Below are 11,113 nucleotides of genomic sequence, written 5' to 3'. Positions count from 1 at the left end.
GTGCGCAAAATGGGACTATGCACCGTCGTCGTGGATTTACGCTTATCGAGTTGCTTGTTGTTATCGCGATCATCGCGATTCTTGCAGCGATCCTTTTCCCTGTGTTTGCGAAAGCCAAGGAAGCGGCCAAGAAGACGGCGAGTCTTTCTAACGAGCGACAGATTGGCATGGGCACGATATTGTATGTGAACGACACCGACGACAGGATGTTTTTCTATGCGAGTAGCTCGACTCCTTCTCGCTCACGTACTGGTGCCGTTGTGCCTGCAGCCTCGATTAACCCTGTTCGGTGGTGGAATGCTCTGATGCCTTACTTGAAGAGCAAAGATCTGCTTCGGTCGCCTGGGGATGATAAGCCTACAGCTAGTAAAGATGAGACGGGTGCGTTGACTGTGATGCGGAGCTATATTGCTTGCCGGCATGCTGAGGCTGTGACGACGACTCAGGTTGAGGCGATTGCCGAGACGATCTTGATCACGGAGAAGTGGGGAGAGGTTTCGGACAGTTGGATCGAGCCTTTCAATGGTGACTTCATGGTTAACCCGGCGACAGGAAAGATGGGAGTTGCTGCTAACCGATATTCGGGTGGGCTGAATTCATCGTTCATGGACGGTCATGCGAAGTGGATGACGCCTGGGGCGATCAATGCTAGCAAGAACTATACGGGTTGTCAGTTGGTACACGATATGCCCGTGTTTCCTGATATGTGCGATATGTCGGTTGCTGGCTGTGGGAACCCGTCTCCCGAGAATGTTTGCAATACGTTTAAGTATTGATTGCTAGAGTGCCATGAAGGCTTCGCTGGCTGCGGCGATTCGGAACCAGAAGGTGGCACCCTCGTTGGGAGCGCCTTCTGCCCAGACTTTTCCGCCGTGTCTTTCGACGATGCGTTTGACGATGGCGAGCCCGACGCCTGTTCCGTCGTAGTCTTCTGGCACGAGTCGTTCGAACACTTCGAACATTTTTTGAGCGTACTGAGGATCGAAGCCGATTCCGTTATCTCGAACAAAGAAGGCTTGGCGAGCGGAGTCGAAGCCGAATTCCACCCAGGGGTTTTGTGAGTCTGCGGTGAACTTGAAAGCGTTTCCTAAGAGGTTTTGTAGGAGCTGCTTGATCAGGGTCATATCCCCTAGCGCTATGGGTGTGTCGTGGAGGATGAGTCTGGGGACTGGCCTCGTTGCGTCTTGGGTGATGAGTTCCCAGACCTCTTTTACCATGGAGCCGATTGAAACTTCGGTGAGGGTTAGGGGTGCTCCACTTGTCTTGGCGAAACCTAGCAGGTCGTCGATGAGCCTTCCCATTTTCCGGGCGTTTTGGTCGATGCGCTTCAGGAATTCCATTGCCTCTTCGCTCAGTTCTGATCCGTGGTCTTTCATGAGCAAGGAGGCGTAGCCGCCCATGGCGCGCAAGGGTGCTCTTAGGTCGTGAGATACGGAGTAGGAGAAGGATTCTAGTTCGCTGAATGCGACTTGCAGTTCGGCAGTGCGCTCTTTCACGCGGAGCTCTAGTTGTTCGTTGAGTTGTATGAGTAGCTCCTCCGCGTGTTTGCGCTCGGTGATGTCGCGCACCATTCCTTGGAATCCAACTCCAGGGATTTTTCTGGCGCTGATTTCACCGATGAAGGTTGAGCCGTCTTTTTTGAGAAACACTCGTTCTGAGATGACGTGGTCGCCGCGTTCCAGCTCTCTGGCCATAAAAGGACGTTCCGCGAGCTGGGTTGATTCGAGGAGTTCCATGAACGATCTGCCGAGGAGTTCGTCGCGCGTGAAGCCTGTCATCACGCAACCGGCCTCGTTTACTTCGGTGAGTTCTCTGTTTTCGTTCGCGGCGAAGATTCCGTCTAGAGCGTGCTCGACGAGTCCTCTGTATTTGACTTCGCTCTGCCTTAGTTCCTCCGTGCGGGTTCTGACTTGCTTTTTGAGTGTGATGACCCAGATTGCGGAGACACCGGTGAGGATCAGTGCACTGAAGAGAATCCAGCCTGCGATTCGAATGAGGTCGTCCCACTTTGAGTTCGTGTTTGTGACGCCGCCGAACCATTTGTCATAAATGCGGGTGTATGTTCCGTCTTTGTGGATGATAGCGAGACCTGTATTGAGGCGTTGGATGGTTGAGGAGCTGCTGGGCATCCCGGCAAAACAGAGTTGCCTTGAAAACATTGGGTTTCCGTCTGAGGTTATGGTGGCTATTTTCTGTTCTTGTAGGAACAGGCGCCCTTGAAGGAGGGGAACTAGGGCAACATCTCCTCGGCCGGCAATTAGTTGGCGTAGTGCTTCGGGTTCGGACTTTACGGGGATGATGTTGGGGACGCCACGACTTTTTATGTAGTCGTGCATCTGGCTTCCCTCTTCTACAAGGACCTGTTTGGTTGCCAGGTCGCTTATTTTCAGTGGCTTTTTCTCGGATGACTTTTGAAAGACCGAGTAGTCCACATTGAGATAGCCTGCACCAAATCTGTATTTTTTTGCTCGTTCGTTTGAATAGAGCATTCCGGCTAGGAGATCCAAGCGGCCTGCTTCAACCTCTTCCTTGACGTTGTTCCAGGTGCCTGCGTACAGCTCTACTTTTAGGTCCACTGCTTGAGCTGCTGCACGGATTATGTCGACGTCAAATCCGGTCTCGCCGAGCTTGGGATCTTTGAATTCGTAGGGTGGGTAGTCCTGGTTGATTCCTACGCGAATGACTGAGCGAATGGTGGGTTCTGATTGGGCTTCGACGCGGGCTGACAAGAACGATAGGGAACACACCAGTACGGCAACTACCGACCGGCCCCAATGTTTATATTTCGTGCAATTGTCTGTTTGCCTCGATGCCAAAAGGGTTCCCCGTACCTCGCGCATCTGGTCTTCTTTACTTGAGTCGATTTCTCAACTCGCGTTAAGTCGATCACTTCGCCATTGAAAGTAGAGATCTCTTTTTAACATATACCCCTGAGATCTTCTAGTTTTGAATTATATGTGCAAGAAAACTACGTATTCCTGTATTTTTCAGCTTTAAGTGAGTGTACGGGATCACGCAATCTTTGGATAAGTAGGGGGCGAGGGGTTTCGTTGCCTGAAAATCTTCTTCAGGCAACGAAAGGGGACGGGTGTTTAGCCGTGGTTGGTGGCCTTTCGACCGAAGCCGCCTTCGATTCCTCTTTGGACGAGGAGGAAGACGAACATGAGGGCACCGACTACGATCTTGGTCCACCAGGAGCTGAGGGTGCCGTCGAAGGTGATGACTGTTTGGATGACGCCAAGGAGGACGACTCCGAACAGAGTGCCGATGAGATTGCCCGCACCGCCTTGGAGCAGGGTTCCTCCGATGACTACTGCGGCGATGGCGTCTAGCTCTAGGCCGGTGCCTGCGGTGGCGTTGCCAGAGGAGGTGTAGAAGCCTTGTGCCACGCCGGCTAGAGCGGCGCAGAATCCGCTGATGGCGTAGATGCCGATTTTGACGTTTCTGACCGGGAGACCCATCAACAGGGCTGATGCTTCGTTGCCGCCGATGGCGTAGATGGATCTACCGAAGGGGCGGTAGTGGAGGACGTAACCTGCTACGAGTGCTACTCCGAGCATGAGTGCTGGGAGGAACATTTGCTGGCTGCCGAGATCGGAGTAGAGCTTTTGGCTTGCTAGGTCTATGGATTCCAGGCTTATGATGAAGCCTGCGCCGCGGGCCATGAACATGCCGGCCAGTGTTACTAGGAAGGGAGGGATCTTGTACTTCCCTATGACGTAGCCCATCCCAGATCCGAATAGTGTTCCCACGGCAAGGCTGATCGCGATGGCGACCGGGGGTGAGACGTGTCGTTTGTCGATAAGACTTGCGACAAAGATGCTGGTGAAGCCGATGACGGCTCCGACGGAGAGATCGATGCCACCGCTTAGAATCACGAAGGTCATTCCGATGGATGCGATGCCTAGGAAGGCGTTGTCTCGCAGGAGGTTGATAAAGAGGTCTTTACCAAAGAAGCCTGGGTAGCGCATGGAAGCGGCGACCACGACGAGCAGGAAGACTGCGATGGTGGCAAAGAGTGAGATGTTTCGGGAGAAGAACCTCATGCTGCCACCTTCTTTCGTGCGAACTGTGCTCGGAACTCAGGGGATTGGATGAGACACACGGCGAGCACTGCGAGTGCCTTCACCACGAGTGTCCATTCCACTTGTACGCCTTTTGTGAGAATTGTTGTGGTCAGGGCCTGTATCAGGAGAGCACCAAATATGGAACCGACTAGGCTCATCCGGCCTCCTGTGAGTGGCGTTCCACCGAGGACGACGGCAAGGATGGCATCGAGTTCTAGGTAGAGGCCTGCGTTGTTGGAGTCGGCGGCTTTTGTTTGAGCGCACACGACTAAGCCTGCGATGCCTGCGCAGAATGCGACGACTGTGTAGACGAAGAGCTTGGTCCCACGGACGTCGATGCCAGCGTGTCGGCTGGCGGTTGGGCTGTCACCCACGGATTCGATGAAGAGCCCCATGGCTGTTTGGCGCGTGAGGACTGTCAACAGGATGAGTAGCCCGACTACAAGCGTGAGGCTAAAGGGCATTCCGAAGAGGAAGCCTTCTCCGAAGAAGCTGAGGCCGGGGTCTGTGAAGGTGACGATTTGGCCGTTGGTGAGCAGTTGTGCGAGTCCTCGGCCTGAGACCATGAGGATGAGCGTCGCGACCATGGGTTGGACGCCTAGGTAGGCGACCAGGACACCGTTCCAGAGGCCGGACAGCGATGCTAGACCCAGCGTGGTGAGTAGGAGCATCGGCATGGAAGGGTTGCCCTTCGTTGCGATGGAAGCTGCTACGGCGCCTGCGATGGCGATGACTGCACCTACGGATAGGTCTACACCGCCGGTGGCGATCACCAAGGTCATGCCGAGGGCGACCAGCATGGTGGGCGAAGCTCGGTTGAGGACGTCGATTAGGGAGCCGTAGAGGTGCCCGCTCTTCACTTCGATGCTGAAGAAGCCTGGAGTGAAGAAGAAATTGTATAGGAGCAGGACCGCGAGGGCTATCAGCGGCCAGGCCCACTTGGGAAGGTTATTTTGCTTCATCTTCCGCCACGATCATCTGCATGATTGCTCCGACTTCGATGTTGTCCCCTTCTAGTTCGCCGATCTTCTTGCGGTCTCGTAGGACGACCACTCGGTGACTGGTTCGGGTGACCTCTTCTAGGTCTGAAGCGATTAAAAGAATGGCTAGTCCGTCTTTGCAGAGTTGGCCTGTTAGGGCTTCGATCTCTGCTTTGGCACCTACATCGACGCCACGGGTTGGTTCGTCTAGGATCAGAACGTTGGGTTGCGCTGCGAGCCAGCGGGCGAGGATGACTTTTTGTTGGTTTCCTCCGCTGAGTTTGCCGATGGGTGTCTCTGCGCTTGGCGTTGCGATCTGGAGCGCCTTGATGTATTTGTCTGCAAGCTCATTTTGGGCGGCTTTGCTGAGGGGTCTGAGCCAGCCTCTTTTGGCTTGGAGGGCGAGCGCGATGTTTTCTCGCACCGAGAGATTGGGGATGATGCCTTCTACCTTTCGATCTTCTGGTACGAGGCCTATTCCGGCTCGGATTGCTTTTCGCGGCGAGCTTGCCTGGTAGCGGGTGCCTGCGACTGAAACTTGCCCTGTGTCTGGCTTATCGAGACCGAAGAGGAGCCTTGTTAGCTCGGTACGGCCTGAACCCAAGAGACCTGCTAAGCCGACGACTTCACCGGCTCTTACCTCGATATCGAGTGGGTTGAGCATTCTCTTCTTGCCGATGTGAGTTGCTTGAAGGCTGGGTACTTCAGAGGTTGACGTGAGTGCTTCGGAGCGGCTTTGGCCGATTTTCTCGATCTCATCTTCGGCTCTTCCGAGCATCTTGGAGATGAGCGAGATTCTCGGGAGGGTTGGGGCGTCGTAGACGCCGACCAGTTTGCCGTTGCGCAGGACGGTGAATCTGTCGGAGATGGCGTAGACCTGGTCTAGGAAGTGGCTGACGAAGACGATGCCGAGTCCTTCGTCGCGCAGTCGGCGCATGACGGTGAAGAGCTGTTCGACTTCTCCTGCGTCCAAGCTGGAGGTGGGTTCATCTAGTACCAGCACCTTGGCTTTGACTTGGAGTGCTCTTGCAATGGCGATCATTTGCTGGATTGCAATTGAGCAGGATCCGAGTCGGTCTCTTGGGTCAACGTCTAGCCCGAGTCGATTTAAAATCTGTTTACTTTCGTTGTTGAGCCTAGTCCAGTCGATCTTGCCAGCTTTCATGGGGAAGCGGCCTAGGCCGATGTTTTCGGCGACTGTTAGGTTTGGAACGAGGTTTACCTCTTGGTAAACGGTGCTGATACCCTCGATCTGCGCCTGGAGTGGCGTTCGGATATCGAGCAGTTTGCCGTCAAGGGTGATCTGGCCCTCGTCACAGGGGTGGACTCCTGTGAGGACTTTGATGAGAGTGGATTTCCCGGCTCCGTTTTCACCCATGAGGGTGTGAATTTCGCCTGCACGCAGTTCGAAGTTCACACCATCGAGGGCTTTCACTCCAGGGAATGCTTTCACGACGCCCTGCATTTGGAGCAGGGGTCGTGTTTCGTTTGCCTGATCAGCCATCAGTATTTGCGTGTCGCAATCGCTTTTTCGGCTGCTGCTTTGTCGAACTGGTCGTCCTTGACGACGATCTTCTTAGGGAGCTTCTTGCCAGCTTTTGCATCGTTCATTGCGTCGAACAACGTTGCGCCGAGGAGCGGGTTGCACTCTACTGAGCAGTTGAGCTTGCCAGCAATGAGGGCTTCCAGTGCGCCTTTGACTCCATCAATGGAAACAATGATGATGTCGGTGCCTGGTTTCAACCCAGCGGCTTCGATTGCTTGAATCGCACCGAGTGCCATGTCGTCGTTGTGAGCGTAGACACCGTTGATATTCTTGCCATCTGATTTGAGGAATGCTTCCATTACCTCGCGTCCCTTTGCACGAGTGAACTCGCCTGTTTGGGACTTGATGATTTTGACATCTGGGTTCTTGGCGAGGACATCTTGAAGGCCCTTCGTGCGGTCGATGGCGGCAGCAGAACCTGGGGTTCCCTGAAGTTCGACGATGTTGCCTTTCTTGCCGAGTTTGTCGACGAGGTAGGTTGCTGCACGTCGTCCCTCGTCTTCAAAGTCTGATCCGACGAGCGTGACATAGAGCTCTTCGTCGGAAACTTTAACACCACGGTCTGCGAGGATGACTGGAATTCCTGCAGCCTTGGCTTCCTTCAGAACGGGATCCCATCCGGTCTCCACGACTGGAGCGAGGATGATTCCATCAACTTTCTTTGCGATGAAAGCGCGAACAGCTTTGATCTGGTTCTCTTGCTTTCCTTGGGCGTCTGAGAAGGTGAGGTTAATGCCTCGCTTCTTGGCTTCATCTTGGACAGACTGGGTTTCTGCAGTTCTCCATGAACTTTCTGCACCAATCTGGGAGAAACCGATATTGAGGGACTTACCGCCAGTGGATGACTTAGAGCCCCCTGCTGCGGCACCTTCTGAGCTGCCGTTTCCGCAGCCCCACATCGTGGCCATAGCCAAAAGAGTAATCGCGCACGTGGCGAGTGAGAATAACCTGGGCTTCATTGCTGTTTCCATTCCTCCGGGAGTCTTTATCATATTCACGACTGAATGATATTACAACGATTGACCAATTCAAGGAAACCAAACGACGCAAATTAGATCGAAATGAGCCACTATAAGCATAGCGTAACTGTTATATTAACGCTTAGGAACCTATGGCCCGAACCCTCCAATTGACAGGAATTGAAAGTGTCGATACCTTACGTGCTCTGGCATCCGAAACCAGAATGCAGATCCTGACCCTTCTTACGACGAAGGATATGAATATCAATGAGTTGGTTCACGCGCTTGGCATCACTCAGCCTAGCGTGACCAAGCATGTGCAGGTTTTGGAAGACGCTGGGTTGATCACTAGTGATTACTTGCCTGGCACTCAGGGAATGCAGAAGCGGTGCCGCAAATCGTTTGATCGGTTTGTGGTTGAGATGGAAGGCACCCCAATTAGCACCCTTTTGACTGAGGACACTTCCATGCCCATTGGGCTCTACACCGCAGTGGATCCGAAACCGACTTGCGGACTGGCTAGTCCAAAGGGTTATGTGGGCGTCTTTGACGACCCGGTGGCGTTCCACTTTCCGGAGAGAGCCGAGGCTCAGATTCTGTGGATGGCGGATGGATATGTGGAGTATTACTTCCCGAACACGATCCCACTGACTTCGGATATTACGGGGTTGGAGTTGTTGATGGAGATCTGCTCGGAGACTCCGGGATATGACAACAGCTTCCCCTCTGACTTGATGGTTTGGGTGAATGGTGTGGAGTTGGGGAGTTGGCGTTCTCCGGGGGACTTTGGAGGGCGGCGCGGAAGGTTGAACCCTCAGTGGTGGCCGCCTCAGTTCACTCAGTATGGACTTCTTAAAGCTTGGTCCGTTGACAACAAGGGTTCTTATGTTGACGGCATCTCGATTTCTCAGACAAAGGTTAAGGAGCTTGGGTTAGCGCCTTGGAAGCCTACGACGGTTCGGATTGGGGTGAAGCCCGATGCCGAGTTTCGTGGCGGGTTCACCTTGTTTGGGAAAGGATTTGGAAATTATGAGCACGATCTCGTGCTGCGACTTCGGCACACGCCGCGCGAACTAGTCGGACACAGTCGTTAGGACAGCTTGCATGATGAAAATAAGCACAACCGTTACACTCGCCTCTCTCTTGAGCTGCGCTCTTGCTTCCGCGGAGGAAGTGAAGATCGTGCCCCATTTTGATAAACCAGGGGTGAAGATTAGCCCCCGACTTTATGGTGTGTTCTTTGAGGAGATCAACCATGCGGGTGATGGCGGGTTGTACGCTGAGCTGCTTCAGAACCGGAACTTGAAGGAGACTGAGGGTGGCTCGTTTAAGAATTGGACCGTAACGACCTCCTTAAGCAGCCTTGGACAGCCAGCGAAGAACAGCTCCGGTGGGATCATTTTGGGTTCTGGGGAGTCTGCCGTTAACGAAGGTTATTGGGGGATTTCTGTTGGTACGGGACAGGTTTTCAGAGTTTCTGTTGAGGGGACGGTCACCAGCGGAAAGCTGATTGCATCGTTAGTTGATGGTACTGGGAAAGTGCTGGCTAGCTCTGAGGTTAAGGCGGGCAAGGTGGCGACCCTTAAGTCTGCGACCTACTGTTCCAACGCCCGATTTGCTCTGACTGCTGTGGACGGCACTTCGACGATTACGTTTGCTTCCCTTTTCCCTAAGGAGACGTACAAGAACCGTCCGAATGGGTTACGACTTGATCTTGCCGAGCACGTTGCGGCTCTGAAACCTGCTTTCGTTCGCTTCCCTGGCGGATGCTTTGTTGAAGGTGGCAACCTTCTTCGCGATGCTTTTCGATGGAAGGAGTCGCTTGGGCCTGTTTCGTCACGGCCTGGGCATATCAATGGGACGTGGGGATATCGTTCGACGGGTGGCCTTGGTTTCCATGAGTATCTGCAGTGGTGCGAGGACATGAAGTCTGAGCCGCTGTTTGTGGTGAACTGCGGTTTGTCTCATAAAGAGATGGTTCCCTTGAATGAGCTGCAGCCTTGGATTCAGGATGCACTGGACTCGGTTGAGTATGCGAATGGTCCGGTTACCAGTAAGTGGGGAGCGCTGCGCGCGAAGAACGGGCATCCGAAGCCGTTTAACCTGAAGTTTATCGAGATTGGAAATGAGAACGGGCTTTGGGAGGGCAATGGTGGGAATCTTGCTGAGTACACCGAGCGGTATCTGCCTTTCTATAACGCATTGAAGAAAGCTTATCCTGACCTCATTTACATTGCGAATACCCGTGGCAAGTTCCCTATGGAGTTGGTGGACGACCATTACTACAACTCTCCGGACTGGTTCTGGGCGAACATTGGGCTTTACGACAAGGCTCCTCGCAATGGACCTAAGGTTTACGTTGGCGAGTATGCCGTTACCAGTGATTGCGGTCAGGGGAATCTAAAGGCCGCGCTTGCTGAGGCGGCGTTCTTGACTGGGTTGGAGCGGAACTCGGACGTTGTGGAGATGGCCTCTTATGCTCCGTTGTTTGTGAATGTGAACAACCGGGCTTGGAACCCCAATGCGATTGTGTTTGACTCGGGGCGAAGCTTTGGAACTCCTTCTTACCATGTGCAGCAGATGTACGCTCAGTATCGACCGGATGTGAATATCCCTGTTGAGTATCCGGAGATTTTGAGTGAGACGGTGAAGGGTGGTATTGGGCTTGGGACTTGGAAGACCCAGGCTGAGTATAAGGACATTGAGGTTGTTCAGGATGGCAAGTCTGTTTACAAGTCGGACTTCACTTCAGGGGCTGGGGTTTGGAAACCGGCTCAGGGTGATTGGAAGGTTGTTGATGGCACTTTCCAGCAAGCTGACCTGAAGGAAAATAACCGTGTTCTGCTTGATCTGCCGGCTTTGAAGGATGCGAGTAAGTACACGCTTCATGTGAAGGCGCGCAAGCTGAGTGGCGATGAAGGGTTCTTGATCATGGTTAAAGCCAAGGATTCTGACAACTTTGTTTGGTGGAATATTGGTGGCTGGGTCAACACTCGCACGTGTTTTGAGCGATCGGTGGCTGGCGGTCACATGACTCTTCAATCTCATGTTCCTTTCAAGATTGAGTCGAACCGGTGGTACGACATTGCTGTTGAGGTTGATGGCAACCAGTTGAAGGGTTACATTGATGGCAAGCTTGTGCAGGCTGTTGAGGATCGTGGCGCGCCGGTGCTGGCTGTGGGTGCGGGGATTAGGACTTCTTCCAACGAAGTGATTTTGAAGGTGATCAACCGGTCGGATAAGATCCAGGAGAGTTCGATTGATCTTTCGAGCTACGGCCGGGAGTTTTCGGGCGGTGAGGTGAGCGTGCTTGCTTCGGGAAGCCTTGAGGACGAGAACTCTTTGGATCGGCCAACTCGTATTGCTCCGGTTAGCAGCAAGATTAACGTTAACTCGAAGAATCTTAAGTACAAGTTTGCGCCATATTCTTTAACAATCATTAAATTGAAAGCGAAGTAGTTCTGTTTGAGAATTCACTTTGTCTTCATGTAAATCGTCGTACAATCTCGCTAGGCGAACGTGATTCGCCAACTGGTTCTGTCCACGGCCGTTCTTCACGAA

General features: G+C 53.3%; 8 protein-coding genes. 3 read left to right on the top strand and 5 right to left on the bottom strand.

Annotated elements, in window-relative coordinates:
• Nucleotides 1-17: 17 nt before the first annotated feature.
• Nucleotides 18-776, top strand: coding sequence for a prepilin-type N-terminal cleavage/methylation domain-containing protein (locus tag ACZ51B_RS16625; protein WP_464294464.1), 759 nt, complete (start codon nucleotides 18-20; stop codon nucleotides 774-776).
• 3 nt (nucleotides 777-779) lie between these two features.
• Here ACZ51B_RS16625 and ACZ51B_RS16620 read toward each other — a convergent pair whose 3' ends face one another.
• From ACZ51B_RS16620 to ACZ51B_RS16600, 5 genes are all read right to left on the bottom strand, one after another.
• On the bottom strand, nucleotides 780-2,729 hold the full coding sequence (locus tag ACZ51B_RS16620; RefSeq protein ID WP_464294463.1) for a transporter substrate-binding domain-containing protein: 1,950 nt from the start codon (nucleotides 2,727-2,729) through the stop codon (nucleotides 780-782).
• 363 nt (nucleotides 2,730-3,092) lie between these two features.
• Entirely contained in the window at nucleotides 3,093-4,046 is a 954-nt protein-coding gene (gene yjfF, locus ACZ51B_RS16615) for a galactofuranose ABC transporter, permease protein YjfF (protein WP_464294462.1), read from the bottom strand.
• Entirely contained in the window at nucleotides 4,043-5,029 is a 987-nt protein-coding gene (locus ACZ51B_RS16610; protein ID WP_464294461.1) for an ABC transporter permease, read from the bottom strand. The genes yjfF and ACZ51B_RS16610 overlap by 4 nt, the downstream gene beginning before the upstream one ends.
• On the bottom strand, nucleotides 5,016-6,551 hold the full coding sequence (locus ACZ51B_RS16605) for a sugar ABC transporter ATP-binding protein (RefSeq protein WP_464294460.1): 1,536 nt from the start codon (nucleotides 6,549-6,551) through the stop codon (nucleotides 5,016-5,018). Before ACZ51B_RS16605 ends, ACZ51B_RS16610 begins: the two co-directional genes overlap by 14 nt.
• Complete coding sequence (locus tag ACZ51B_RS16600) at nucleotides 6,551-7,552, bottom strand: ABC transporter substrate-binding protein (protein ID WP_464294459.1); 1,002 nt, start codon at nucleotides 7,550-7,552, stop codon at nucleotides 6,551-6,553. Before ACZ51B_RS16600 ends, ACZ51B_RS16605 begins: the two co-directional genes overlap by 1 nt.
• Nucleotides 7,553-7,704: 152 nt before the next feature.
• On the opposite strand from ACZ51B_RS16600, the gene ACZ51B_RS16595 reads away from it, so the two are divergent.
• Both ACZ51B_RS16595 and ACZ51B_RS16590 read left to right on the top strand, forming a co-directional pair.
• The gene (locus ACZ51B_RS16595; protein ID WP_464294458.1) at nucleotides 7,705-8,646 is read left to right on the top strand and encodes an ArsR/SmtB family transcription factor; all 942 of its coding nucleotides are present in this window, start codon (nucleotides 7,705-7,707) and stop codon (nucleotides 8,644-8,646) included.
• Between the two features lie 112 nt (nucleotides 8,647-8,758).
• Nucleotides 8,759-11,011, top strand: coding sequence for an alpha-L-arabinofuranosidase C-terminal domain-containing protein (locus ACZ51B_RS16590; protein WP_464294457.1), 2,253 nt, complete (start codon nucleotides 8,759-8,761; stop codon nucleotides 11,009-11,011).
• Nucleotides 11,012-11,113: the final 102 nt, after the last annotated feature.

The organism is Fimbriimonas sp. LA-C6, from assembly GCF_055398105.1.
This window is presented reverse-complemented; position numbering and strand designations above follow the sequence as displayed.

What these genes read in the sequence shown, in the direction of transcription:
- ACZ51B_RS16625 (WP_464294464.1), top strand. Translation starts at nt 18, where the DNA reads ATGCACCGTCGTCGTGGATTTACGCTTATCGAGTTGCTTGTTGTTATC.
- ACZ51B_RS16595 (WP_464294458.1), top strand. Translation starts at nt 7,705, where the DNA reads ATGGCCCGAACCCTCCAATTGACAGGAATTGAAAGTGTCGATACCTTA.
- yjfF (WP_464294462.1), bottom strand. Translation starts at nt 4,046, where the DNA reads ATGAGGTTCTTCTCCCGAAACATCTCACTCTTTGCCACCATCGCAGTC.
- ACZ51B_RS16610 (WP_464294461.1), bottom strand. Translation starts at nt 5,029, where the DNA reads ATGAAGCAAAATAACCTTCCCAAGTGGGCCTGGCCGCTGATAGCCCTC.
- ACZ51B_RS16605 (WP_464294460.1), bottom strand. Translation starts at nt 6,551, where the DNA reads ATGGCTGATCAGGCAAACGAAACACGACCCCTGCTCCAAATGCAGGGC.
- ACZ51B_RS16600 (WP_464294459.1), bottom strand. Translation starts at nt 7,552, where the DNA reads ATGAAGCCCAGGTTATTCTCACTCGCCACGTGCGCGATTACTCTTTTG.